Here is a 26,733-nt window from a genome sequence, read left to right on the forward strand (position 1 = left end):
ATGAATCTAAAAACAAGACCAACACAGCTTGTCCCCTAGTTTGCCCGTACCGGCCAAAACAAAAAAAACGTCTATCGACGCCCTTAGGAAGGTTACAGAATCATACCGCTAAGGACGAATAGAACGTTCATCGCAAAATGCATGACCATGACGGGTGCCAATCCTTTCGAACGAATAGCCACGCCGCCCATCATGATGCCAAAGATTGAAAACAACAGGCAAACTGGCCACGAAAAACCTAGGTGGTAATGGTATAAACCAAAGGTAGCTCCGGCGATGACAAGCCCTTTCAGCTCCCCAAATCCACTTACAAAATGACTAAGTATGTATCCCCGCCACAACAGCTCCTCAAGGACGGCATTGATCAGCGCAAATGATAGTGCATAACCGATAAGAACGAGAAATTGCGGCTGTCCCCAGTCAATAAAAAATGAAAATATGGCACAGACGATAACCAGGAAAATAAGCATGAAACGCCAGATCGGATCCTTGAGCGGGCCCTTGAATATCCATGGAAAATAAATTGTTTTCCCCCATGAACCTGTGGCAAGGTATAACGGTTTTTCCTTCGTTAAAATGGCCGCCAGTGCAAAGGGGAATACAAATAATATCAGACTTAGCCTCGATAGGATGATCGCCCAGGCATCGTGCCCCGCTAATCCATTTTTAATGATTTCACCAGAAGAATGATAGAGCATATAACCTATCACCATGATAAGCGCCACGATGGCCGTGTCATTTATCTGAATCGATATCTTGCGTACGCTTCTAAGCTTGAACATCGTATATATTATCAGGATCAGTCCGATTCCCCACGCCACGGATAGAAGGAATGATGACCATTGAACCCATACGATGGTGGCGATCATGATGATCAAGCAGGTATTAAATTCACCTGGTTGGTTCGTTACTTGCAAGCTTTTCTCTCCCATTCTGTAACGCGTATGATGATAACATGATACCCTTCTATCATGACTGGATCAACTAGAGATTGGTACATCGTCTATTTCTATGGGCTCTACCACATTCAGCAGAAACGGACGTCCGCGCAAATATTCATGGATATAGGCTAGCGCATAGATTTGCTCACTCTTCAGACTTTCTGTCTCTCTTGGATTGGAGGCATGGTGACTATAATTCTCCATCATGATCATGATGAAAAAGCATTCCAGAGAATGAATATAATTCGAGCCCAACTTCCGCACGCTTTCATATCCTTGAAGCACTTTTAAACGTTGGTTCGGAACGAGTGACAACATTACCGCTGCCAAATCGTAAAGAAAATAACCATAGCCACATCTACCGAAATCAATCGGATGAGGAAATCCCCCTTCAAATACCAGATTCCCCAAATGCAAATCGGCATGAATGAGACCGTAGTTGAAATCGTCAGCGTTCATATGATCAAGCTGGGATATAACCTTTTCAGCTGCGAGTTGGTATAGTATAAATGAGGCTTCCGACAAAAAAGTCCCCGCATATCGTTCCAACTTGGCGAGCGCTTCTCTATAAGAGTTTATCCCCCATACCGGCCCCCGGCAATCAGAAGGTCTTTCGAAGCCAAGTGCCGCTTCATGCAGTTGAGCAATCAAGACACCTACCTGATAAGCCTGGTCTTCTGTAAGTCTTTCATGCGCATGCACTCCATCCACCCATTTCATAACGGTGACAAGAGGTGCTTTGAATCCATGATCTGTATCGATTGTCAACCATCTTAACCCACTTGGAGTGGTTATACCTGTCGGCACTTTGATACCTGCGGTAATAAGGGCATCCAGAAATTGAAGCTCCAGGTCGATTTCATTGCTGCACCGCCGATCCGAATGAATTCTTAACAAGCAGGTTTCATCTATGTTCGTCCTAACTTGATATGTAATCGTGTCCGAAATACCGATAAATTCAATCTCAACCCATCTCAGGTTATATTGCTGAAGTGCCGATACCGCAACCCTTTTGGCTCTTTCGAGCAGCGCACATCTTTGTTCTTCTGTTTCAAATTGAAAAAACTCATTCATGAACTCACCTCTGCTCTATGGATTTGAACGTTCTTGAATGATTATAATTGCTCAGCAGCTGCATTTCCTATATAACGATTAGTTTAAAATGACTTTTAAACACAAGAAAAAAGCCACATCAGAATCAGTTCCAATGTGACTTGCTTTTACTTGTTTTTGGTATACACGATTTTTTTGATGGAATCGCAGGATAAACAATACTGAGAAGAAAGCTGGTCAATCGTGGCGCCTGAAGCAAATAGCTGCCGGATTTCCAGGTTTCTTTTTTTCAAATACACCCGGCTGCCCGAGTTTTCTCCCCATTTCTTGCGCAAACCTTCGGGTTTCGGGATGTATACCATCCCGCCCTGTACATATTTTTGCACTTCCTTCAGCAATTCCTCGGGAAGTATAATATCCGCGTTTATATATTTCATGGTAGCTCTGCTCCTTAAAATTAAAATAAAGGTTTTAAGGATGCAAAGTCCAATAGATAAACGGCCCTCTCTACGCGAGGTAATCAGGCGGTAACTTTCTCATCGCTCCATGCAAACAACCGCCGTTGTTCATCATATAGACTTTGCATAGAGCTCATCGTCAATCTTCCCATCATGATCATGCCCCTCCCTTCACAAATTATGACATTCCGACTGGTTAAGACCATTATAACCGATGTTAGGCGAAAAATCGAAGCCTCCGTCTCATCGGCAGGCCGATCCTAAACCGCTAAGCTTGCAAACGACCGGAGCATCTCCTCCACCGTTTTGAAGAAATAGGTCGGCTGGCATGCCTTCAGCTCTTCCTCCGAACCATAGCCGTAACCTGCAGCCATGCTGTGTATCCCGCAATTCCGTGCTCCTATTAAATCATGCATCCGATCTCCGATCATGACGGCTTCCGAAGCATGAATACGGCAGTTATCCAGAACATGCTGAATGATTTCGGTTTTGGCGGACCGGGTGCCGTCCAGTTCGCTTCCGCACACCATGGTAAAATAGGTGGACAGCTTGAAATGCTCAAGTATCGTTTCCGCAAAAACCGCAGGCTTGGAGGTAGCGACATACAACTGTCGCCCTTGCGATAACAATAGATCCAATACATCGCGAATGCCGACATATACTTCATTTTCATACAGGCCGGTGTCCTTGAAATATTCACGATAGCTCAGAATTGCTTCCCAAGCCTCGGCCTCGCTGAAATGGTACTTTTCGGTGAAGGTCTCCTGGAGCGGGGGACCGATAAAGCATTCCAGCTCGGAAAGATCGTTGACGATAATCCCATGCTGACCGAGTGCGTGCCTCACAGCTTTCGTGATGCCTTCGCGCGGATCGGTCAGGGTTCCGTCCAAATCAAATAGAATATGCTTGTATTTCAATTCGATCATTCTCCTTCTTTCATGATTCCTAAGTCAGATCCTTGAGCTCCATAAGATCCTTGATCATATAAGCAGGCCGATGACGGTCGCTTAAAGGGGTGCCCCTGCGATTATAATAACAAAAATCAATTCCTGCATTCGCTGCTCCTTCATAATCATCCGTAAGCGAATCCCCTATGTACAGCACCTCGCTTGAGTCAACCGCTAATTCCTGCAAAGCAAGCTTAAAGATATGCGGATCCGGCTTCCAGTACTTTACTTCATCCGAAATGATGAAGGAATCAAAATAATGAAACAAGCCTCCTGCCGCAAGACGTTTGCGCTGTGCTTCACCAATGCCGTTGGAAATCACACCGAGCGCAAAATTGCCGTGCAGGTGCTCCAGTATAAGATCGGCATGCGGCTCCAAATGGGGGGAACTGCAAAATAACCCCCAGTATGTTTCCGAGATCTCCCGGCACTGGTTAAATTCCCGCTTCAATCCAAGGAACGTGTCCGTGAAGGAGTGCTCCAACACCTGCCTAATGTCGTGATTATGCTGAATTCGGTTCATCCAGTAATTAAAATTGATCGGTCCGAATGTCCCCCAGAACTCATCCCACGTCAAATCCTCATGCAGACGGTATAACTCCAGCGCCTGCTGCATGCATTTCTTTTCGCTCTGACTGTAGTCTAGCAACGTGTTGTCCAGATCAAAAATAATGGCCTTGTATCTCATCTCCATCTCCCCCTCCGGCCGAAGCTGCAACTATATGCATTCGATAATCCGGAAAGGTTCTCCTGCTAATCAGGATCTGAAACGGTCGTTAGTTAATAAAGCGCTCTGCGATTTCTATCATGTTCTCTTTTGTTAGCTTCGCTTTGCTGTTCAATGCGATATGGTAATAAAGATCTTGAGCCTCATCCACCCAAGCCAGGCCTTGATTAAAATAGGCGTCTGCGTATCGAACGTATATCATCTCGTGTCCACCTGCCAGAACCTTTTCGACATGGTCCTTATCGGCATAATGAATCTCCTGCTTGGAGTTCATGGCGCTTCGCTTGGTTGCTATTACGCTGATCGAGGTTTCCATGTCGCTGCCTTTTACGTAGGATAGCGAAATTGAGCCCGCGCTGGGCGGTTTTATCTCCTTAACGAAAATTCTTTTGCTTCCCGTCGATTCTTCCGCCTTCCGAATCAACTCATTTTGAATATCGTAATAAGCTTTTGTCGGCTCTCCCCCCTGAAACAAATCGGAAAGATCGGGGGTAAAGGAAAGGGTTCCTTCATGAAACGATACTCTTTTAATATCCGGGAGGGAATATGGATGTCAGGCATTCCGCGCTTGCCCGCTTCCTCTCGAAATACACCCAGATCCCCCATATGTAACGAACCTTCGTGAAATTCAAGTAAGGTTTCCTTTCCATGAATCTCTCTCTTCAAATCATTGATCTCTTGGTGTTCAGACAATGATGATAAGCCATCTTATACAGCCAAGCAGAAAATGAGGTCTCTGGCTTATACGTCTCGAGTTTCTGGTAAGCCTTCACCATGATTTCCTGTACGGCATCCTCCGCATCCTGCCGCTGGTTCTGCAGTCTCCAGCAATACATGAAAATCTGCTGTTGAAATGCTTCAACGATATGTACAAAAGCTTGCCGATCCCCTTTTAACACCCGTTCTATGGTTACCTCGATGTCCAATTCCTTCATCTCTGGCTTCGTCGGTTGAATGCTCACTTTCGTCACTCCCCCCTCTCATCAGCAAATCATCCACTGAAGATGCCTTCATGATTTATAACACATGACAGCGAAAAAAAGGGACTGCTAGTTTCTGTATTTTGCAAGTTTTATTCGTATAAGACCGCATTTTCCATCATGAGTCAGATCGCTTGGAAACGGAATATTTCCATCCATCACATACAAAAAAAGCACGTCCTTCATGGACGTGCTTCTGAGCTATCTTCCGATATTTCTGAATTTCTGCGTATAGGCTTTGGCATCCTGTGCGGTACGCACCCGGTTGCGGCTCCATTCGAGCAGGATCCGGTCAATGTAGCGGAAATGCAGTTTGCCCGCGAATACCGCCTCTTTTAGCGCTAACAGGATCAACTCGTCCGGGTAGCGGTCCGCGTCGACCCAGCCGGAGATTGTCTCCAGCTCCATCGGCGATAGCGGACGTCCGAATTCCTTTTCGAAAATGGTGAACAAATTCCGCTCTTCCTTCTCAGGAGCGGGTTTCTCCGATGCAGCTGTTTTGCCGGAAGCTGGACGGGCATTCAACAGAGGTGAAGCAAACTTGGCTGCTTCAGGGCTTTTGTCCCTGCCCTCTTGGGCCAGGCACGCAGCAAGCTTCTCATACAATCCGTTCAGATTGTACCGCTCATAATGAATTCCCTGGCCCTCGTCGACATATTCATCAATGCCGATCAGTCCTACCTTCATTAGGCGCTGCAGGCTTGCAGCGATAAAGGCGGCTGGAGAGCCCGTTACCTCCGCAAGCTCCTCCAGCGAAGGAAACGTCTTAAACTCCACCTGCTGATACCCGATCAAATGGATGACCAGCATCGCTTCGCGATCGCTTAAACCAAGTGACCGGTAATGCCGGAGCAGGGCATATGGAATGATCGCCATCCCTTGGCTCATGCCGGCAGCGGCGCCGGCCGTCCAACCGTTCATGCCGGTATCCGCGTTGCCGTGGTCCATGGACTCACCTCTCACGGCTTACGGGTACATCCGGTACAGGGTCCGTGGGAACGGAATCGTTTCACGAACATGATCCAAGCCGCAAATCCACGCAACGGTACGCTCAAGGCCTAAGCCGAATCCGGAATGAGGCACGGTGCCGTATTTACGCAAATCCATATACCATTGATAAGTTTCCATCGAAAGATCATGCTCTTTGAAGCGCTCTTCGAGCAGCTGTGGATCGTCAATCCGCTGCGATCCTCCGATAATCTCGCCGTAACCTTCCGGCGCGATCATATCCGCGCACAGCACGACCTCTGGACGATTCGGATCCGGTTTCATGTAGAAAGCCTTGATGCCCGCCGGATAATGGGTAATGAAGACCGGCTTGTCATACTTCTCGGCAATGGCCGTTTCGTGCGGCGCGCCGAAATCCTCGCCCCAAGGAATATCAAAATCCTGCGTGTGCAGGAATTCAATCGCCTCATCGTACGTAATACGCGGGAACGGCGCCTGGATTGCCTCCAGCTTCGATATGTCGCGACCGATCGTTTCAAGCTCCTGACGGCAGTTTTTAACGACGGATTGCACCACATGGCTGATGAACTGCTCCTGCACCTGAAGGCTCTCCTCATGGTCCGTGAAGGCCATCTCAGGCTCAATCATCCAGAACTCGATGAGGTGACGGCGGGTTTTGGACTTCTCGGCGCGGAATGTCGGCCCGAAGGAGTATACCTTGCCGAGTGCCATGGCAGCAGCTTCCATGTACAGCTGTCCGCTCTGGGTCAAATAGGCATCTTCATCAAAATATTTCGTGTGGAACAGATTGGTTGTGCCTTCCGCAGAAGTCGGGGTCAAAATCGGCGGATCCACCAGCGTAAAGCCGTTGGTATCAAAGTACTCTTGAACGGCACGGATAATTTCTGCACGGATCACCATAATCGCACGTTGTTTCTGCGTACGAAGCCACAGATGACGATGGTCCATCAAATAATCGACACCGTGCTCTTTAGGCGTAATCGGATAGTTTTCCGTAAGATGTATAATTTCAATGCCGGTAACCGTCATCTCATAACCCGATTGGCTCCGCGGCTCTTCACGTATAACACCCGTCACATACAAAGAGCTTTCTTGTGTCAGGCTTTTCGCGTCTTCCCATACCTGTTCGGATACTTCGCTCTTCACTACAACGCCCTGGATATAGCCGGAGCCGTCGCGAAGCTGCAGGAATTGAATCTTCCCGCTGGAACGCTTGTTGTTGATCCAGGCGCCGATCGTGACGGTCTCGCCGACATGCTGGTTGACGTTACGAATCACACTTTTGGTGGCCATGCATAAATCTCTCCCTTATATCACTACTATTTAACGGTTGGAAGTTTGAACGATACGATGCGTATCCCGAGCAATAACCAATTCTTCATTGGTAGGGACCACGAGTACCTCAACCTTCGAGTTCGCCGCGGAAATACGGCGCGGCTCGCCGGATCGAATGCTGTTCAGCTCCTCATCCAATTCTACTCCGAGATAGGTAAGCTGCTCAAGCACTCTTTGACGAAGAACGATCGAATTCTCGCCGACGCCCGCCGTAAATACGATGACATCCACGCCATTCATGGCGGCAGCATAAGAACCGATGTATTTACGGACACGATACTCGTACATTTCAAAAGCTAATGTGGAGTTCGGATCGCCTTTTTCCATGCCTTCCGTGATCTCGCGCATATCGCTGCTGATTCCGGAAATCGCCAGCAATCCGCTGTGCTTGTTCAGCATGGAGTTCACTTCGTTGACGGTCAGCTCTTCCTTGTTCATGACAAACGGCACGATCGCAGGATCCAAATCACCGCTGCGCGTACCCATCATGAGCCCTTCCAGCGGCGTCATGCCCATGGAGGTATCGATGGACTTGCCGCCCTTTACCGCTGTGAGGGAAGCCCCGTTGCCGATATGGCAGGTGATGATCTTCAGATCCTCCAGCGGACGGTTCAGGAATTCTGCCGCTGCCTGGCTGACATAGGCATGGGAAGTACCGTGCGCACCGTAACGACGTACTTTATACTTATTATAAAGTACTCTCGGAATAGCGTACAGGTACGATTTCTCAGGCATGGTCTGATGGAACGCCGTATCAAACACAACGACCTGCGGAACGCCAGGCATATTGGTTTCTGCGGCTTTGATCCCCATCATCGAGGCCGGATTGTGAAGCGGAGCCAGATCGAACAAGCGGCGGATTTCCGCTTTGGCGTCACTGTCTACGAGAGCGGATTCTTTAAAAGATTCCCCGCCATGCACCACGCGATGCCCTACGGCCTGAATGCTTTCGATTGAATCGATCACACCGTGCTCCTCGTTCGTCAGCATCCCAAGCACTTTGCGGATCGCGGTAGTATGCTCCAGAATTTCGCTGACTTCCGTTACGTCCTGTTTTCCCGTCGGTTTATGCGTCAGAATCGAGGAATCCATGCCGATCCGCTCAACCAATCCTTTAGCCAGCACGGATTCATCCGTCATGTCGTACAGTTGATACTTCAGCGAAGAACTGCCTGCATTAATTACGAGAATATTCATACCCGGTCACCATCCTTGTCGTACTTGAAAAAGCCTTCTCCGGTTTTAACGCCCAGTTGTCCTGCGCGAACCAATTTCTTTAAGACAATCGATGGACGGTATTTCAGTTCGCCGTACTCGCGGAACATGCGCTCCAGCGCGGCGAGAATGGAATCCAGGCCGAAACGGTCGGCCATCTCCAGCGGTCCGTGCTGGAAGTTATATCCGATTCTCATGGCGTCGTCGATATCTTCCGCCGAGGCTACGCCTTCTTGCAGGAGATGCATCGCTTCGTTGATCATGAGCGTGATCATGCGGGTGGTGACGAAACCTGGAGATTCATAGACCATGATCCCCTTTTTATCCGAAACTTCCTCTACAAAGCGTTTGGTTTCGTTAAACGTATGATCTGAAGTCTTCAGGCCGCGAATGATTTCAACGAGGTCGACCTTGGAAACGGGATGTATGAAGTGCATGCCAATAACACGCTCAGGATATTTGGTGGAGCTGGCGAGCTCCGTCAAACTAAGCGTGGATGTATTACTTGCTAATATTACGTGGCTCGGACAAACTTGATCCAACTGTGTAAATACTTCTTTCTTTGCATCCAAGTCCTCTATGATCGTCTCAATCACCATATCGCAGGTGCTAAGCTCCGCAAAATGAGTTACTTTTTGAATCCGGGTCAGGATCAGTTTCTTCTCTGCCTGGGTAATTCCCCATTTCTCCAGTTGTTTATCTAGACTGGTCTCGATCATTCGGTATGAATAGTCCAGTTTCTCTGGAGTTTTCTCTACGAGCAGTACGTCAAGGCCCTTGGCTGCCAGCATCTCCGCAATGCCCTGCCCCATGGTCCCGCCGCCTACAACGCCGATTTTTTTGAAGTACATGGTTTCTACTCCACCCTTTCCTTATCTCTATACTTTAATTGTACCCCATTTGTCGAAAAATACATTTTAGAGCACAAAGTATAATAATATCTTAGCACGACAAAAAAGTAAAAAAAATAACCAGCATAACAATTTATGCTGGTAAAAGCGCGTTTTCACGAAATTGACAACGAAATTGTTCTCCCGAGAGAATTTCTTCCTTCAACAGGATGTCAAGAGAATTGTCGAATATCGGCCGTTTCTGTTCCAAGAGCGTCTTGGTGCGGTTCATTAGCTCTTCCAATATCACATTGTTCTCTTTCATCAGCTCTTCGGTAGTAACCATGTTCATGTTAACGATACCCAGCGACGTCAGACCCGACTTCATCATCGTCTCCACGATGTTCAGGGACTGCTCGAAATCATTGCTGGAGCCCGTGCTTCGGCCCCCGTAATAGATCTCTTCGGCGGCCGCGCCGCCAAGAGCGATCATAATCTGCTCTTCCAGGAAGGTTTTTGTGTACAAATACTGTTCCTGCTGCGGATTATGGCGAACATAGCCAAGCGCCTTGCCGCGCGGGCTGAGCGCGACTTGCTTCACGCTGCCTGGGCGCACCAGCTCTGCCATGATAGCATGTCCCAATTCATGGATGGCAACACGTTTCTTCTCTTCCAAATTCGATTCACGGTCGGAACGCTCGCCCATCATTACCTTGTCAATCGCCATGGACAGATGACGCTGATGGATAAATTGTTCGTTCTCGCGCATCGTATAGATGGCGGCTTCGTTCATGACGCTCTCCAGCTGTGCACCCGAGAAGCCGTAAGCTTCCTCTGCTATTTTCTCCAAGTCGACATCTTGATGCAGCGGCTTATTGCCCGCATGCAGGTTCAAGATATGCGTCCGGCCCTTCTTATCAGGCAGATCCACTTGAATATGGCGGTCGAATCGTCCTGGACGCAGCAGCGCGCTGTCCAGCATCTCTTTACGGTTCGTTGCGGCGATCACCAGAATGCGAGGCGTTTCCTGCGAATAGATGCCGTCCATTTCGGTCAGCAGCTGATTCAGCGTCTGGTCGTACTCTCGCTGTTGGCCGCCTTCACGTTTACCGCCGATGACGTCGATCTCATCGATGAAGATGATGGCATTTTGCTTGTTTTCTTTGGCCGCGCGGTTGCGGGCATCCTTGAACAAATCCCGGATACGCCCTGCACCGACGCCGACATACATCTCCACGAATTCACTGCCTGAAGCAGCGACAAAGATAGAATCGGTATAATGGGCAGCGGCCTTGGCCATCAAGGTCTTCCCTGTTCCCGGAGGCCCTGTGAGAAGAATCCCCTTCAATGGACGAATGCCGAATTTCTTAATATCTTCGTGACGAATCAGAAAATCCAATGCTTCCCGCAGCTCCTGTTTAGCGTTATCCTGCCCGCCGATTTCCTCGAACGTCAGCTTGGCCGGGCCGCTCTTCTTCCGCTTTCGCTCATTTCCGGCACCAACCGCGATGCCGCCCTTCATCTTGGCTATAAACAGCAAGCCGCCTACGAGTCCTGCCGCTATTAAGAGAGGCACGATGTTCACGCCGACAAACACAAGGAATACCAACAAAACCGGAATGAAGCCTAAGATGATTTCTTTTGCTAATTTAGGCATGATTCCACACCTCCATTTTGCCAGGTTGACGCGGCAAGATTATAAATTTACCAGACTTGCCGTCCGACAAGCTGACATAGACATTGGTGTCGTCGATCGTTGCTTTTGCTTTCAAATTCGGTGACTGGGCAGCCAGCTGCTCGAGCGATGATTGAATATCGGTATACTGCTTATTGTCCATCGCTTCGGCAACCGACAGCATCGCTTGCTCCCACCATTGATCCAATGCTTCCGAGGAATGGTCCTCCACCTGGATTCTCAATTCCCGCTTGCCGATCACGGACTTGCCTTCCTGCTTAATATGCTGAACCAAACCTTGTAAATTCGCATCCGGAGCCAAATCAAGATTCAAAGTCACGGTATCCTGTTTAATATCTATATGAGAACTTTTCACGCCATCGTATTGTGACACAACAGTTGCGAGCGGATTCTGCAAAGCCATCTGCCGATACAGAAACCAACCGCCAAAGAGGACCGATGCTGAGATCACGACAGTCAGCATGATAGGTACAATGCGCAGTTTCATGAAGTTCCTCCTTCAATTTCGATATGAAATTTTGTATAGCAATTGCAGCACAATAATACATATAACAACGATATATAGTGACGCATGTAATTGATCTGCTTAATTCGTACAAGTACGAGTATATCACATCTTATATACTTTTTCATGCTTGTCTGTGAAAATATTTAGAACAGTTTTACCAATTTATTTCTGTATGCGCTTACATCTTTATGTGCCAAAGAGGCATCCCTATAAGGGGACGCCTTTCATTTGTTTTCTTATTGATTAGGAAGAATAATATCATTTCCGATGGCGTTTCCGTCTTGAAAACGATAGAATCTGTAGCCGCGCTGACCGTTGTTTTCATACTGCAGCTGCCAGGCATACTCGCCTTCATACATTCCCGGCAGCAATCGCTTGATGACCGCACCCGGCATTTCGTTACGGATCTGGTCCCGCATCACAGCCTCTGACATGCCCGTATTCAATAACACGGACTGAACGGCATCTGCCCCTTCAACAGGAACGTTATCGTCCGTAAACTTCACCCAGACCATGCGGTCTTGGTTGTCTTTATCTTTCCCGCTGACCACCCAATAGTTATTGTCCTCGCCCCATACCGATTTATAGGTCTTGTCGGACGAGACCAATTGGCCATGCTGTTTCGCTGCAAGGATCGCCATTCTTTCTTCATTCCACGTATCTTTCATAACATAGGAATAATAGAGCTGTAGGCCAAGCAATAGTAGCAGGACGCCGGACACGCTCAGCAGTATCCACTTCGTTTTTTTCTTCAAATCCGTCTTCCTCGCTCCCCTTGATTATTCCCTAGAGGGTTGTAAGACGCTCAAATGCACGCTGCGCTTCCCGGCGGATGCGTTCCTCGTCGAGAGTAAGGCTCGCGCCATTCTTCACCACCTGCTTGCCGTCAACCCATACATGCTCTACATCCTTCGCGCTGGCAGAGTAGATCGCGTGAGAAATATAGTCGGTCCGCGGAAGGAAATGCGCCTGATCCGTATTCAATGCGATCATATCGGCTTTCATCCCTACCTCGAGCGTACCGATATCCTCAAGGAAAGCGGACTTGGCTCCGTACTCCGTACCCATTCGAAGCGCTTCGGAGGCCGGAATGGCCGTCGGATCCCCGCTTACTCCTTTATGGATCAGGGCAGCCAGCCGCATCTCTTCGAACATATCCAGGTTATTGTTGCTAGCAGGTCCGTCGGTTCCGAGCGACACCGTTACGCCGGCTTTCAGCAGCGCAGGTACGCGGGCGACTCCGCTGGCAAGCTTCAAATTGCTTCCGGGATTATGCGATACGGCTACTTGATGCTTGGCCAAGACTTCGATTTCTTCATCGGTCAGATGAACGGCATGCGCAAGAAGCGTAGGACGGGAGAACATGCCCAGCTTCTCCAAATGGGCAACGGGGCGAAGTCCGTAATCCTTAACATTCTGAGCCACTTCGGTTTCCGTTTCGGACATATGGGTATGCAAAGGCAGGTTCAAGTCATGGGATGCTTGAACGAATTTTTCGATGAAATCCGGCGGGCAGGTATAAGGCGCGTGCGGCGAGATCATCGTCGTAATTCTGCCGTCAGCCTTGCCATGCCAATCCTTCGCGAATGCCACCGCCTCATCCAGCTTCTGCTGCTGTACCTCGGGCGGGCATAAACCGATTACGCCGCGCGTCAGGACACCGCGCATTCCCGAGTCCTGGACAACCTTCGCGACCTGATCCATATGGTCATACATATCGACAAACGTCGTGGTTCCGCCCTTGATCATCTCCAGCACGGAGAGCGATGTGCCCCAATATACGTCGTCTGACGTGAATTTGGCTTCCATCGGCCACATTTTTTCCTGAAGCCATACCTGCAGGGCCAGATCGTCGCCATAACCGCGGAGAAGCGACATGGCGGCATGTCCATGCGTGTTCACCAATCCAGGCAGGAAGAACAGATGGGTTCCGTCGATAATCTCTGTTCCCTCTTCCACGACGGGCTCCTCTTCGCCCAGGTACGTGATCCTGTCGTTCTCAACCACCATGTATCCGCGAAGCACGGATCGGTCTTCCTCCAGTACAGCAAACGTTCCGTTCTTAACCATCCACTTCGTTGTTGTCATGTGCTGCATCCTCCTTGCCGTTATCCAAATAATAGGCCAAACTTTGCAAATCCGTTGTAAAATCAGCCGTATGAATCCGGATATGGGCTGGGGCTTTCAGGATGGTTGGCGCAAAGTTCAGAATCGCCTCGATCCCTGAGGCGATAAGCTGATTCGCTACGTTCTGCGCTTCGAAATCCGGAACGGTGATAATTCCGATTCGAATGCCGTGCTCATGAACCGTCTTCTCCAGCTCTTCCATCGGCTGTACGACCAAATTGTTAATTTTCATGCCAACTTTGGGAGAATACGAATCGAAAATCGCCACAATCTTCATATTATCCTTCAGGAATGCATTGTAATTCGATAATGCATGTCCAAGATTACCGGCCCCGACCAATGCGACATTGATCTTCTGGTCCAGCTTCAGAATCTGGCGAATCTTCTCGATCAGATAAGAAACATCATATCCGATCCCTTTCCGTCCAAAATCACCGAAATACGCCAGGTCCTTACGAATTTGAGCAGGATTGAGGTCCAGCTTCTGTCCCAGCTCCTGGGAGGAAACCGTGGAAACCTCCCTCTTCTGAAGCTCATTCAAATAGCGCAAGTATACAGGTAATCTGCGGACCACGGCTTCCGAAATTTTTTCCGATTTCATGCATGCTCCCCCTAATAATAGGCTAATAACTACATCTTTTTTTGTTGATCGTGCTTGGTTTCACTTTATTCAGCTTGGTTTCCCGCGCTTGCCTCTTCCTGCAGCCATTCCGAAATTCGGGGAACGATCCCCTCTGTCGGCATGTGCTCCATCTTCGGCCCCGGCAAGGAATATAAGAAATACTTCCCGTAATAGGATTCAATGACCCGGGTATCGTACACGATCACGATCCCTTTATCTTGTGCTGTTCTCACCAGACGCCCAAACCCCTGTTTGAAACGAATGACCGCTTGCGGAACCGAAAGCTTCATGAAGGGATTCTTCTTCTGCTGCTGCAGCAGTTCGCTCTTGGCTTCGACCAAGGGGTGATTCGGCGGCTGGAACGGCAGCCGGACGATGGCTAGACAAGTCAGCGCCTCACCCGGGATGTCTACCCCTTCCCAGAAGGAGCTGGTGCCCAGCAGCACGGAAGCGCTGTTGTCCTGAAATCTTCGGATTAACTTGGTACGGCTGGTTCCGTCCATACCTTGTCCCAATACCGTGATGTCGCTTGATGCCAGCGCTTCTTTCAGCGGCTCGTGCACCTGGCGCAGCATCCGGTACGAAGTGAACAGGACGAGCATGCGGCCATGTGTAGCGACGGCCGTATCGGCCAAAGACTTCACGAGCGTATTCACAAAGAGTGCATCCCCGACCGATCCCTTCACGCTCGGAAAATCGCGCGGCACGACAAGAAGGGCCTGTTCCCTATAATTAAACGGGGACGGGAGCTGAACCGTGTTCAGGTTCCCCGCTTCAGCCGCTTCCTGAAGACCCAGGTTCTCGATCATGAACTGAAACGATTTGTCCACCGACAAGGTCGCCGATGTCAGAATCACGCTTTGTTTCTTGTCAAAAAACAATTCCTTCAAATGAGCGCTCACGTCGACGGGCACGGCATACAGCTGCAGCGATTTGCTGCGGAAATTGCCGTTCGCCTCCATCCAGTATACCGTGCCCTCATCGTTCAGGGCCATGAAGGATCGCAGGTCTTCACGATGCGCGGCAAGGTCCTTAAACAGGCCCGAAAGGTCGGTTAACAGGCTGTCCGCGCTGTAGTCATCCAAATCTTCCTTCATTTCGGCGATCAGCTTATCGCCCTTGCGCACGACATCGCCCAGCGTCAGATGAATTTGATGCTCCAGTTCGGCCATCGAATCCCAATCCTTCGGCTTCTTAAGCGGCGACAGGCGGAGCGAGAATTGGCCGGCATCTCCCGGAGAAGCGTCTCCGCGTTCCGGAAGCAGTCCGAACAATTGATCGCTGAGCCGATCCCAGTTCTCTTTTGCGGTAATCAGGTCCGGATACAAACGGTCGATGACGGAAGACCATTCGACAGCCTTCTCGTGCGGCGAAGCTTGCAGCAGCTGGCGCAGAGCCGGGAGCTGCCCGCTTCGGCTGTCTTTGTACATGCGGGTCAAGGTATGGACCACCGAAAAATACTTCATTTGCAAGCCAAGGTGCTTGCCGGCGACATCCTCAAGATGATGCGCTTCGTCGATGACGAGGCGCTCATAGCTTGGCAGCAGCTGATGATTCGCCTTCACGTCGGTGAACAGCTTCGAATGGTTCGTAATGACGACATCCGCGATGCCTGCTTCATGCTTGGCCCTGTGATAGTAGCATTTGCGGAACCAAGGGCAGGCGCGTCCGAGGCAAGAATCCGAATCGCTGGAGATGGTCTCCCAAAAATCCCCTCCGCGTCCGCCCAGGTTTAGCTCTTCATCATCCCCGTTCTCGGTCTGGGTCAGCCAGACCAGCATCTGGGCCGCAGTGATTACGTCTTCCTTCGGGGAATGAAAATCTCTTCTATTTATTTTATGTTCAAATTTTCTCAAACACAAATAATGTCCCCTGCCCTTGAAAATGGCCGCCTTAAAAGGAAAAGGAACAACCTGGGTGAGCAGGGGAATATCCCGGTCACGCAGCTGTTCTTGAAGGTTGATCGTATGCGTGCTCACCATAACCTTCTGTTCCTGCTTCACGCTTTGATAGATCGACGGCAGCAAATATCCAAGGGATTTGCCGGTTCCTGTGCCTGCTTCGATCAATAGATGTTTATTGTCATCCAGCGCCTGCATCACTTCCTGGAACATCATGTCCTGGGCATCCCTGCTCTCATAATGAGGCAGCGTTTCCTTCAGGCGTTCACGGACATCGTTCATGTATTGCTCGAAGCTTACATCGGCCAAGGGGTTAGGCTCCGTCTCATCCCTGACAGGTGCTATATCGTTCCAATCATCCACCGCCAAGGCAAACTGGCGGTAGTACGTATGGGTGTCTCCCGCTTGTACGGCTTGGAGCTCCCTGTCGGAACGAATGCCGTCAAAGAACCAGGCCAAGTCGCTGTCCTCGTCGGCAAACAGGTCGCTTAAACGCTGAATGGTGAGCAGCGGAAGCTCGTCGATCTCCTCCAAACATTTCAGCAGCGCATAGGCTGTGGCAAGCGCATCGCTGTCCGCCTGGTGCGGACGGTCATGCTCCAGGCCGAAATGAGAAGAGACCATCCCGAGCTGGTAGGACGGGAGCGAGGGAAAGCATATTTTTAAGAAGTGCATCGTATCTAGAATACGGCCGCTGAACGGTAAATAGCCGCAGCGATCGAGCGCGTTTTGCAAAAAGTTAAAATCAAAAGCGACGTTATGTCCAACCAATACGACATCGTCGAGCATGGGCACAAGCTCCATCATCATTTCTTCCAATGACGGAGCATCCGCTACATCACTGTCGGAAATGCCGGTCAAACCGGTAATAAAAGGAGGGATCGGAATCCCGGGATTGACATAGGTGCCGTATACGCGGGATATGCTTCGATCCTCTTCGATGATGGCCAGTCCAACCTGAATGATTTCATCTGCAGACTGGTTGCCCGTGGTTTCAAAATCCAATACGGCAAATTTCATTTCGATAAAATCCCTTTCCTCCAGACTAATTAACAGCATACCAGAAGTTGCGGGTTTTGAACATTCCGGGTAAAAAATCCCCCGGCTTTCTGTACCGCTCCCGTACGCAAAAAGCGATGCCAAAGTCTCAAGGTGAGCTCTGGCATCGCTTCTTGTTGTGGCTTGATTTCTACAGCAAAGAGATCAATTGGCTGCCGTACTGGAGCTCACCGCGATTCTGCTTGCAGACCTCCAGGTTGATCATGGGGTCGGGAAGCGTCGGATCGCTATGAATCGCCAGTGCAAAATGTTCCTCGGCCTTTGCTTGCTGTCCATTCAACACCTCGATGCATCCAAGCGCATTGTAGATCATCGCCCGAAGCTTTCTGTTGTCAGCCAGGGGCAGGATGGAGATCAATACGTCGGATGCTTGGGCGGTTTGCCCCAAATACAGATGGGACATGGCAATGTACAACTTGATCAGAAGGCTGTCCGGAAATACCGCAGCGGCTGCCTCAAACTGCTGTATGGCCGGCTGGAACATCAACAGCTTGTAGTAACCTTGACCGCGAACGAACGCATCCAGCTGCAATTCAGGCGCTTCGGTCGGCGGAAAAACCGGAGGTGACGCTGCACTCTCGCGGAAGATGGCCATTTTTTCTTCAAAATGCAGCCACTCCTCGATAATGCCCTCGCTCATGCTTTTGAGCATGTTCCAGTTTTGTACCAGCGCCTGTTTTTGGGGACCTTGAGCAGAAGGGTAATGCTTCACAATTTCATCTAACATGTTGTTCATTTCGGCGAATACATGTTGAAACATAGCTGCATCCCACCCTTAGCGGAAAAATGAGATCAGTGCGTCGACCTGAACTCATTTTCTGTAGAAGACGGTCTTTTCATCCCTTTAGGGTCCCGACACATTTTGGTTCTTCAGAGAATGGCGGCGTGAACTTCGCGATACTCCGTCGTAACCGGCTTATTCGACTCGTCGACGATCACGACCGTCGGGGTGTGATGGTCGTATTCCTCTTTGGACATCATGGCATAAGAAATGATAATGACGTTGTCGCCGGGCTGTACGAGCCGTGCGGCTGCCCCATTCAAGCAGATGACGCCGCTGCCGCGCTCGCCTTTGATCACGTACGTTTCCAGACGGGCGCCATTGTTATTGTTCACGATTTGAACTTTTTCATTCTCCAGAAGGTCTGCAGCCTCCATTAGATTCTCATCAATGGTAATGCTGCCCACATAGTTCAGATTGGCTTCCGTCACCGTTGCGCGGTGGATTTTGGATTTCATCATCGTTCTAAACATGGGATCCCCCTACTTTTGGTTGAAGTAATGCATTGTCAATGAGACGGGTACGGCCAAAACGCACGGCCAGCGCCATGATGACGGTTCTGTCTTCATCCACAATGCGGTATGAATCTTCCACGGGCGCGAGCTCCGGGAAGGTGAGCAATTCCGCGTAATCAATATCAGCGAGCGGAGAGCGGGATATATAATCCCGAAGATGAGCGCGGATCTCTCCTGCCGTCGTCGCTTGTCCCTGCCGGATTGCCTCCTGAGCCGTCCGCAGCGAGCCCGACAGCACAAGGGCCTGTTCCCGCTCTTCCGGCTTCAGATACACGTTGCGCGAGCTTAGGGCAAGGCCGTCGGATTCGCGAATGATCGGACATGGCACGATGGTCACATCCATATTCAAATCTCGTACCATTTGTTCTATGACGGCCACCTGCTGCGCATCCTTCATCCCGAAGAAGGCATAGTCAGGCTTTACGATATTGAACAATTTATTAACAACCGTGGTGACACCGTCGAAATGTCCGGGGCGGGAGGCCCCGCACAACAATGACGTAATTTCCGCTACGGCAATTTTGGTTTTGGTCGGCTGAGGATACATTTCCTCAACCGCAGGAATGAATACCAAGTCCACCCCTTCGGATTCCGCCAACGCCAGGTCACGCGCTTCATCCCGTGGGTAAGTTTCATAATCCTCGCCCGGTCCGAACTGAATCGGATTGACAAAGATACTGATGACAACCGTACCTGACATTTCCCGCGCCTTCCGCATCAGGCTGGCGTGTCCTTCATGCAAATAACCCATCGTAGGCACGAGGCCTACCGGGCCTCTGCCGGATTCCAGCCGGTCCCGAAGCTCTGATCTTAAATCCGCAATGCTGCGAATCACTTTCATGATGTCGTGCCCACCTTTTCCTTCTGGCTTCCATATAATGCCGTTGTCGTTTCGGAACCGGCATTGTTCTCCGTCTTGAACACATGCTCCTCGGCCGGGAATGCGCGGTCCTTCACTTCCTTCACATACTGCGTGATACCCTCGCGGATAACGGAGCCGACATCGGCGTAGGTTTTCACGAAGCGTTTGTCCCGATAAGGGGATGCGTATTTCAATATATCATGGAATACCAGCACCTGGCCGTCACAATAACGACCGGCGCCGATGCCAATGGTCGGGATGCTCAGCGCTTTGGATATGTCAGCAGCCGCTTCTTCCGTAACCAGTTCCAACACGATAGCAAATGCGCCGGCCGCTTCAAGCGCCTTCGCATCGTTCATGAGCCGCTTGGCATCTTGGGCATCCTTGCCTTGAATCCGGTAGCCGCCGATCTGGTTTACCGACTGAGGCGTCAGCCCGATATGGCCCAGCACCGGGACCCCGGATTGTACGATCCGTTTTACGGTATCGGCGATTTCTTCGCCGCCCTCCATTTTCACGGCATGCGCATGACCTTCCTGCATCAATCGCCGCACGCCGCGCAAGCTTTCATCGATGCCTCCATGATAAGTCATGAACGGCATATCCGCTACGATGAACGTATCCTCGGCTCCGCGAGCGACGGCGCGCGTGTGGTACACCATGTCGTCCAGCGTGACGGGAATCGTGGAGCTATAACCCAGCACAACGTTGCCGAGGGAATCGCCCACCAGTATCATATCAATATCCGCTTCTTCCGCCAGCTTGGCGGAAGGATAATCGTACGCGGTCAGCATCGTGATCGGTACGCCCTTCTTCTTCATGTTCTTCAATTTCACGATGTTCAGTGGTTGTTTGCCTGCCATTGTGACACAGCCTCCCTGTGTGATGTAGTTAGACACAATAAAAAAAACCTTTTAGCACGTACTTGCTAAAAAGTCCGAAAGGCAAAAAAGAGTCACTCGCGATCGTCCCTTCTGTCTCGGTCCTTTCGGCTCAGAGCAGAATCCAACGTAACCGGCATAACAGTTATGAAGGTGTTCTAAATCATAATTCCCACTTGCTGCAGAGTGCAATTCGCTCATGGCGATACCGCCTCTATAGTTGTAGTATATCAAATTCCAGCTCCGATTTCACCATGTTTCATTTACCTGGTATTAAAAAGAATATCGCCTGAATACACGGGAACGAGTTCATCATGCTGGTTGCGGACCAGCAGAGCGCCATCCTGGTTGAGTCCCGTCGCAATCCCGCTAAAACGGTCACGGGCCGTCTGTACTTGAACCTCGCGGCCCACCGTACCGGATAAAGCTTCCCAGAGCGAGGCTACGGGCTCGAAGCCCTCCTCGTTGTACAATTCGTATAAAACCTCCATCTCCGACATGATGGACTGGATCAGCGATGTCCGATTGACGGTTTTCCCGCCGGCGATGCGAATCGACGTCGCAACGTTCCGCAATTCCTCTGGAAAATCCGCTTCTTTCAGATTCGCGCTGATTCCGATGCCGGCAATGCAGTAGCGTACTCTTTCATCTTCGGTTGCAGACTCCAGCAGAATGCCGCAAACCTTTTTGCCCTGATACAGAATATCGTTCGGCCATTTGATGTCGGTTTGCACGCCGGCGGATTTAGCGATGGCGCGGCATACCGCCACGCCTGTCAATAAGGTAAGCTGCTGGGTTAGATGCAGCGGCTGCTTCGGTCTGAGCACCAGGCTCATCCATATGCCTTTGCCTCTCGGGGAATGAAATTTCCTTCCCATTCTGCCCGCCCCCCCGTCTGCTCTTCCGAGATGACAAGCGTGCCTTCGGCTGCCCCTTCTTCTGCCAACTGCCGGGCATCCTCCTGAGTTGACGCCGTTTTGTCCAACAGCTTGATCGATTTGCCGAAGTACCGACTGGTCATGCCCGCTGTCAGTTGATCCCAGCTCAGTCGGTCCGGCTCGTCCAGCATGCGGTAGCCAAGCCGCGGAACGGCCTCGAAATCATACCCTGCATTCCGAAGCTTATTGATCTGCTTCCATACGGCCGTCCGGCTGATGGACAATTTTCGGCTAATCTCTTCCCCGGACAGAAACTGACCGGCATTCTCCTGGAACATTCTCAGAAGTGCGTTGTCTTGATCATGATCCTTCATTATGAATTACCACCCGCTTTGCTTCTTCAATCAACGATTCCTTATCGTTGTTAATCAAACCTGCCGCCGCTTTCCCCAGCAGCAGCCCGAGAAGTTCCCCAAGCCACGGGCCTCCGCGTCTGCCCAGCGTCTCAAGCAATTCGCTGCCGGTGATGGCCAAATCCTTCAAGCTGCGGATCCGGAGATCCTGCAGCCACACGTCAAACTGCCGGATGAAGGTCAGCGGAGCAGAAGACGCTCCCGTGTGATGCAAAGCCGTTTGCATTTCCAGCCATCCTTGGGCTGCCTCGACCCCATGGGCAAGGACTAGGCCGATCCACTTGAGCCTGCTGCTTTCGGCATCGCCCGCATTCGGTTGCTGCAGATAGGATTCATGCAGCGAGAGCAGTTTCACGATGGATTCCCGCTGCTTATTGGAAAACGTCCATGACCGCAGGAGCTCCTCTGCTTCCTGAGCTGTAATGCCGCATGCGAGCAGGAGCAAAGACCAACGGATCATCGCGTGATCCGGTTCAATCCGCTCCATGGCTTCGATCGTCTTCCTATCATGCGTGGTATAGGGAAAGGGCGCTTTCATCCGGGAATGAAGTCCGCTGCGGACAAACATCTCCAATCCGCGCAGCGGGGACGGCCCAGCCAGAATTTTCTCGAATTCACTGCGGATGCGTTCCATCGCAATCCATCCTAAGGTGTCTCTCTCTGAGAGGATCCCTCTCCATGTACGGAGTGCGATGGAGAAACCGAACACAGAGGCAAAGCGGATGCAGCGCACCATGCGCAGGGCGTCTTCGCGAAATCGAAGACGGGCATCGCCCACGCAGCGAATCACCTTCCGGTCAATATCCTCTCGTCCGCCGAACGGGTCAACCCAGGAACCGTCAATTCCTCTGGCCATTGCGTTCATGGTGAAGTCGCGCCGCCTCAAATCTTCCTTCACTTCCCCCACGAAAGCGACCTCCGTCGGATGACGATGGTCCTCATAACCGCTCTCCACCCGATATGTCGTCACTTCAAAAGACTGGCCTTCCATCAGCACCGTCACGGTTCCGTGCTTGATTCCCGTAGGAATTACTTTGGGGAAGACGGAACAGGTGACTTCCGGCAAGGCGGAGGTGGTAATATCCATGTCGCTGACCCTGCGCCCCATGTATTCATCACGGACACAGCCTCCGACCCAATACGCTTCATGCCCATGCCGAAGCAGAGTGCGGATCACATCCGCACTCCGCTCGGCCATGTCCGGGTCCGCGTTGCGCCATCGAATCGAATTATACTTATCTGCCATAGTTTCCCGTTCCTTTTATCCGAAAAACAACGAGAGGGTCGAGCTTAGCCGCAAACCGGCTTCAGCTCGCTAACCTCCCGTCCCAATACTCGGTAATAGATTTCCTCGTACTTGCCCCGTATCAATTCATTGCAGAACATCGTTTTGGAACGCTGCAGGCATGCCTTGCGCAGCCGTTCGCTGAGGGCTTCATCCTTACATATATCCAGCACATGCTGAGCCATCGAATGCGTGTCTCCGATTGGAGCCAGATACCCGGTTTCCCCATGGGTAACCAGCTCGGGAATGCCGCCTGCCGTGGATCCTACCGTTGGCACTCCGCACGCCATTGCTTCCAGGGCGACCAAGCCAAAGCTTTCTTTCTCGGATGGGAGCAGAAGCACGTCCGCCATCGAGATCACATGGGCAATCTCGTCTTGTTTGCCGAGAAAATGCACCTTGCTGCCAAGCCCCAGCTCATTGATCCGGCATTGGATCTTCGGAAGCTCCGGCCCTTCCCCGACTAATAGCAGTTTCGAGGGTACCTGCTCCTGCACCTGGGCGAATATTTCCAATACGTCGCCTACCCGTTTCACGGGACGGAAGTTGGAAATATGCATCATGATTTTTTCGTTCGGATCGGCATAATCCTTACGCAGCGATCTCGAATCCCGCGGATAATACACCCGCGGATCCACGAAATTATAGGTAAGGTCGATGTCACGGCTTATATCCAGCAGCTCCCGCGTCTCACGAATAAGATCCTGAGAAACGGCGGTAACGGCATCACTTTCATTAATGGCTAGCCGAATCAAATCCTTCAGCGACTCGTCCTGCGCCAGCACCGTAATATCGGTTCCGTGGAGCGTCGTAACGACTTTCAGCTGATCTCCGACCATCTGCTTGGCCAAGAAGGCACATACGGCATGCGGCACGGCATAGTGCACATGAAGCACGTCAAGCTGCTGCATTTTTGCCACCTGAGCCATTTTGGTCGCCAGCGACAGGTCATATGGGGGATAACGAAACACATAATAGTCGTTTACTTCAACTTCATGATAAAAAATATTTTTATGGAAAGTTCCCAATCGGAACGGAATGCTGTGAGCGATAAAATGAACCTGGTGGCCTTGCTCCGCGAGGAGTTTGCCCAGCTCGGTCGCCACGACTCCTGACCCGCCGAGCGATGGGTAACAGGTAATGCCGATTTTTAATGGTTGCTGATTCATGTCAGGCCTCCTTTATGTACGCCTCTATATATTATGCCTGCTTGGGGCCGAATAGATGAACAACATACGGACTTTTACAAGCAAAGCCCTCTGCATAAGGAATAAGCCTGCGCGCTCCAAGCAGTGAATCCCTGGCCCGCACACGCTCGATGTACCCCTCGGTCAACGGGGTTGAGACTGCATCTTCTTCAGCCTTCTCGAACTGGGAACGGTAACAAGACAAGGCCTGCTCCTTAACGCCGTATTGCTCCGTAACGTCAACGACCAAATCCGTTCTTCCGATATCGTTTATGAAATAAAAATAAAGCTCGTCCACCTTAACCGGCGGCTGCTCGGGCATGTATCGGCGAAGCTTGGCATTGAATACCGCTTCCTCAACCAACCGGCTGCAAGCGACATGGTCCGGATGGCGGTCCTCCCAGTAGGGAGCAAATACAATAGAAGGAGAAAACTTGCGAATCTCGGCCGTGACCCTTTCAATATGCTCCGGCGTCACGAACAAACCGCGATCCGGCAGCCCCAGATTCGTTCGGGCCTTGAGATCCAAAATACCGGCAGCTTGCTCTGCCTCCTGCTTGCGAAGATCGACGGTGCCGTTCGACGACATTTCCGCCTGCGTGAGATCGCAGATCCCGACCGACAGTCCAGCTGCCGTATGCTTTGCAATCGTTCCTGCCATTCCGATCTCGGCATCGTCTGCATGAGCTCCGAAGATTAATATGTCCAGTTTGGTGTTCATCAGCTATCCACACCCGGTTTATATTTATGAACGAGTTCGCGCCATGCAAAATCGCCGCGGTCCAGCGCCTTGACGAGAATCTCAGCCGTCGCCACATTGGTAGCAAGCGGTATTCCCTGCACGTCGCACAAACGGAGGAGTGCATTGATGTCCGGTTCATGAGGCTGTGCCATCAACGGATCCCGAAGAAAAATAATCAGGTCCATCTCATTGTCCGCCACAAGAGCTCCGATCTGCTGATCGCCGCCCAGCGGTCCCGAAGCAAAACGGTGAATGCTGAGTTGGGTTTGCTCCATAATCCGGGTTCCCGTCGTTCCAGTCGAGTATAATTTATGATCTTCGAATACATTTTCATAAGCGATAACGAAATTGACCATTTCCTCTTTTTTGCGGTCATGCGCGATAAATGCAATATTCATAGTAATTTCTCCCCTATGTTAGTCAATAAAATGATCAAATCCGTAGACCAAACCGGTGTAGCCCATTACCTTCTCTATAGCCATTTTCACGCCCGGCATATAAGCTGCACGTTCATACGAATCATGTCGGATCTTCAGGCTTTGACCGTAACCGCCAAATATGACCTCCTGCTGGGCAAAGACGCCCGGCAGACGAACGCTGTGAATTCGGAAGCCGTTGTAATATCCGCCCCTTGCACCTTCAATGACTTCCTCTTCCTTCGGATTGCCTTGACGAATCTCCTCGCGGTTCGCAGCAATCATTTCCGCTGTTTTGATCGATGTTCCGGACGGAGCATCCAGCTTCTGGTCGCCATGGGTTTCGATAATTTCAACGTGAGGCAAATATTTGGCGGCCTGGGCAGCAAATTTCATCATCAGAATGGCTCCGATGGAAAAGTTCGGCGCGATCAATCCGCCGATGTTCTGTTCCGTACATTGCTTGTCCAGCTCTTCGATTTGCTCCGGCGTAAAGCCGGTCGTGCCCATGATCGGGCGAACGCCGTGCTTGATGGCCAACGCCGTATTGCTGTATGCAAATTGAGGCGCCGTAAAATCAACCATGACGTCCGGTTTGGATTCGACAAGCGCCATCTCCAGATCCGATGTCACCGTAATGCCGCAGGCAGGCAGACCTACCAGCGTTCCTGCATCGGCTCCCGCATCCGACAAGCCGACGGCAGCAACCAGTTCCAGTTCCTCGTCGCCCAATACAAGCTTCACTACTTCTTTACCCATACGGCCGCCGGCACCGACGACCGCAACTGTCCATTTGTTTGCCATGTTACATATCCTCACTTTCCATCCGATGCTGTATCCTGCATATATGATTTCAAGCGCTGTTTGAGTTCCTCCATAATATGCTGCAGCCCGCTCTCCTGCGGGTACAACGAAATTACCTCTTTAAGCGTGGTAATGGCGAGCGCATGCTCATCGAGTTCACTGTAAACAAGAGCAAGCCATACATAAGCCTGAGCGTACAAAGGGTCCATGGCTACGGCTGATTTGAGATGTCCCACGGCTTGATACAATTCAGCCTTGGTCACATCCTTGCGGTTTTCCACCATTTTTCTTGCTCGCTGCACCAGCTCCGCAGCCTTGATATGCTGTAAATGAAGAGCATATTCCGGTTTGTCCGGCTGCAGCCTGACGGCTTCCTCCGCATGCGTAATCGCCATCTCCAGCTTGTTGCTTCTGCCGTAGGTAATGGAGCACCGATAATGCACTTCGGCATCTCCCGGATTCGCGATGATCGCTTGCTCAAACCAACGCAACGCTTCTTCGAAATCATTTTGAAGTATGCATCGATATGCTTTTTGTATATAACTTTCAGGTTTCACGGGCTGTCCCTCCCCACAGCGGGTTTGGTACAGCATATGTAGCA

At 50.7% G+C, this 26,733-nt stretch carries 27 protein-coding genes and 1 pseudogene; all 28 read right to left on the bottom strand.

From position 1 onward, the window contains the following. Positions 1–92: 92 nt before the first annotated feature. A complete protein-coding gene (locus HMPREF9412_RS27435) occupies positions 93–932 on the bottom strand; it encodes a CPBP family intramembrane glutamic endopeptidase (protein WP_254664122.1) in 840 nt (279 codons plus the stop codon). Between the two features lie 48 nt (positions 933–980). Further along, positions 981–2,015 (bottom strand): phosphotransferase enzyme family protein, encoded by a 1,035-nt coding sequence (locus HMPREF9412_RS27440; RefSeq protein WP_009595234.1) that lies wholly within the window; start codon positions 2,013–2,015, stop codon positions 981–983. Between the two features lie 146 nt (positions 2,016–2,161). Continuing rightward, complete coding sequence (locus HMPREF9412_RS27445; protein WP_009595112.1) at positions 2,162–2,431, bottom strand: CD3324 family protein; 270 nt, start codon at positions 2,429–2,431, stop codon at positions 2,162–2,164. 281 nt (positions 2,432–2,712) lie between these two features. Next, positions 2,713–3,378, bottom strand: coding sequence for an HAD family hydrolase (locus tag HMPREF9412_RS27450; protein WP_441295386.1), 666 nt, complete (start codon positions 3,376–3,378; stop codon positions 2,713–2,715). 19 nt (positions 3,379–3,397) lie between these two features. Beyond that, positions 3,398–4,087 (bottom strand): HAD family hydrolase, encoded by a 690-nt coding sequence (locus HMPREF9412_RS27455; protein ID WP_254664123.1) that lies wholly within the window; start codon positions 4,085–4,087, stop codon positions 3,398–3,400. A gap of 88 nt (positions 4,088–4,175) precedes the next feature. Next, a complete protein-coding gene (locus tag HMPREF9412_RS27460; protein ID WP_368072396.1) occupies positions 4,176–4,601 on the bottom strand; it encodes a DUF4367 domain-containing protein in 426 nt (141 codons plus the stop codon). A gap of 187 nt (positions 4,602–4,788) precedes the next feature. Then, positions 4,789–5,088, bottom strand: a complete 300-nt coding sequence (locus tag HMPREF9412_RS27470; RefSeq protein ID WP_009595188.1) for an RNA polymerase sigma factor — start codon at positions 5,086–5,088, stop codon at positions 4,789–4,791. 219 nt (positions 5,089–5,307) lie between these two features. Further along, entirely contained in the window at positions 5,308–6,054 is a 747-nt protein-coding gene (locus tag HMPREF9412_RS27475; RefSeq protein WP_009595106.1) for a DnaD domain-containing protein, read from the bottom strand. An 18-nt stretch (positions 6,055–6,072) separates the two neighbouring features. After that, positions 6,073–7,368 carry an asparagine--tRNA ligase gene (asnS, locus tag HMPREF9412_RS27480; protein WP_009595170.1) on the bottom strand — a complete coding sequence of 432 codons (1,296 nt, stop codon included), beginning with the start codon at positions 7,366–7,368 and terminating at the stop codon, positions 6,073–6,075. A 30-nt stretch (positions 7,369–7,398) separates the two neighbouring features. After that, on the bottom strand, positions 7,399–8,607 hold the full coding sequence (locus tag HMPREF9412_RS27485; protein WP_009595259.1) for an acetate/propionate family kinase: 1,209 nt from the start codon (positions 8,605–8,607) through the stop codon (positions 7,399–7,401). Next, entirely contained in the window at positions 8,604–9,476 is an 873-nt protein-coding gene (locus HMPREF9412_RS27490; protein ID WP_009595114.1) for a 3-hydroxyacyl-CoA dehydrogenase family protein, read from the bottom strand. Before HMPREF9412_RS27490 ends, HMPREF9412_RS27485 begins: the two co-directional genes overlap by 4 nt. 133 nt (positions 9,477–9,609) lie before the next feature. Beyond that, complete coding sequence (locus tag HMPREF9412_RS27495; protein WP_009595204.1) at positions 9,610–11,112, bottom strand: AAA family ATPase; 1,503 nt, start codon at positions 11,110–11,112, stop codon at positions 9,610–9,612. Next, positions 11,105–11,638, bottom strand: a complete 534-nt coding sequence (locus tag HMPREF9412_RS27500; RefSeq protein ID WP_009595224.1) for a hypothetical protein — start codon at positions 11,636–11,638, stop codon at positions 11,105–11,107. The genes HMPREF9412_RS27495 and HMPREF9412_RS27500 overlap by 8 nt, the downstream gene beginning before the upstream one ends. Positions 11,639–11,895: 257 nt before the next feature. Beyond that, positions 11,896–12,414, bottom strand: a complete 519-nt coding sequence (locus HMPREF9412_RS27505) for a cell wall elongation regulator TseB-like domain-containing protein (RefSeq protein ID WP_009595138.1) — start codon at positions 12,412–12,414, stop codon at positions 11,896–11,898. Positions 12,415–12,445: 31 nt separating this feature from the next. Further along, a complete protein-coding gene (locus HMPREF9412_RS27510; protein WP_009595105.1) occupies positions 12,446–13,747 on the bottom strand; it encodes an amidohydrolase in 1,302 nt (433 codons plus the stop codon). Continuing rightward, a complete protein-coding gene (locus HMPREF9412_RS27515) occupies positions 13,722–14,387 on the bottom strand; it encodes a redox-sensing transcriptional repressor Rex (RefSeq protein ID WP_009595150.1) in 666 nt (221 codons plus the stop codon). Before HMPREF9412_RS27515 ends, HMPREF9412_RS27510 begins: the two co-directional genes overlap by 26 nt. Before the next feature lie 65 nt (positions 14,388–14,452). Further along, positions 14,453–17,329: an ATP-dependent DNA helicase DinG gene (dinG, locus tag HMPREF9412_RS27520; protein ID WP_036673793.1), complete on the bottom strand. Its 2,877-nt coding sequence runs from the start codon at positions 17,327–17,329 to the stop codon at positions 14,453–14,455. A 169-nt stretch (positions 17,330–17,498) separates the two neighbouring features. Next, complete coding sequence (locus tag HMPREF9412_RS27525) at positions 17,499–18,128, bottom strand: hypothetical protein (RefSeq protein WP_009595155.1); 630 nt, start codon at positions 18,126–18,128, stop codon at positions 17,499–17,501. A 110-nt stretch (positions 18,129–18,238) separates the two neighbouring features. Further along, a complete protein-coding gene (panD, locus tag HMPREF9412_RS27530; protein ID WP_009595228.1) occupies positions 18,239–18,622 on the bottom strand; it encodes an aspartate 1-decarboxylase in 384 nt (127 codons plus the stop codon). Beyond that, the gene (panC, locus tag HMPREF9412_RS27535) at positions 18,615–19,505 is read right to left on the bottom strand and encodes a pantoate--beta-alanine ligase (protein WP_009595124.1); all 891 of its coding nucleotides are present in this window, start codon (positions 19,503–19,505) and stop codon (positions 18,615–18,617) included. The genes panD and panC overlap by 8 nt, the downstream gene beginning before the upstream one ends. Further along, positions 19,502–20,389 carry a 3-methyl-2-oxobutanoate hydroxymethyltransferase gene (gene panB / locus HMPREF9412_RS27540; RefSeq protein ID WP_009595233.1) on the bottom strand — a complete coding sequence of 296 codons (888 nt, stop codon included), beginning with the start codon at positions 20,387–20,389 and terminating at the stop codon, positions 19,502–19,504. The genes panC and panB overlap by 4 nt, the downstream gene beginning before the upstream one ends. Positions 20,390–20,670: 281 nt before the next feature. Continuing rightward, a pseudogene (locus tag HMPREF9412_RS27545) lies at positions 20,671–21,659 on the bottom strand (biotin--[acetyl-CoA-carboxylase] ligase). After that, a complete protein-coding gene (locus HMPREF9412_RS27550) occupies positions 21,646–22,944 on the bottom strand; it encodes a CCA tRNA nucleotidyltransferase (RefSeq protein ID WP_009595098.1) in 1,299 nt (432 codons plus the stop codon). The pseudogene HMPREF9412_RS27545 and the gene HMPREF9412_RS27550 overlap by 14 nt, the downstream one beginning before the upstream one ends. A 44-nt stretch (positions 22,945–22,988) precedes the next feature. Further along, a complete protein-coding gene (bshA, locus tag HMPREF9412_RS27555; protein WP_009595219.1) occupies positions 22,989–24,152 on the bottom strand; it encodes an N-acetyl-alpha-D-glucosaminyl L-malate synthase BshA in 1,164 nt (387 codons plus the stop codon). Positions 24,153–24,183: 31 nt separating this feature from the next. Continuing rightward, a complete protein-coding gene (gene bshB1, locus HMPREF9412_RS27560; RefSeq protein WP_009595102.1) occupies positions 24,184–24,891 on the bottom strand; it encodes a bacillithiol biosynthesis deacetylase BshB1 in 708 nt (235 codons plus the stop codon). Next, complete coding sequence (gene mgsA / locus HMPREF9412_RS27565) at positions 24,891–25,310, bottom strand: methylglyoxal synthase (RefSeq protein ID WP_009595198.1); 420 nt, start codon at positions 25,308–25,310, stop codon at positions 24,891–24,893. The genes bshB1 and mgsA overlap by 1 nt, the downstream gene beginning before the upstream one ends. An 18-nt stretch (positions 25,311–25,328) precedes the next feature. Next, entirely contained in the window at positions 25,329–26,132 is an 804-nt protein-coding gene (gene dapB / locus HMPREF9412_RS27570; RefSeq protein WP_009595251.1) for a 4-hydroxy-tetrahydrodipicolinate reductase, read from the bottom strand. An 11-nt stretch (positions 26,133–26,143) separates the two neighbouring features. Beyond that, entirely contained in the window at positions 26,144–26,689 is a 546-nt protein-coding gene (locus tag HMPREF9412_RS27575) for a tetratricopeptide repeat protein (RefSeq protein WP_009595137.1), read from the bottom strand. Positions 26,690–26,733 lie beyond the last annotated feature (44 nt).

Source organism: Paenibacillus sp. HGF5, from assembly GCF_000204455.1.
Taxonomy (GTDB): Bacteria; Bacillota; Bacilli; order Paenibacillales; family Paenibacillaceae; genus Paenibacillus_AQ; species Paenibacillus_AQ lautus_A.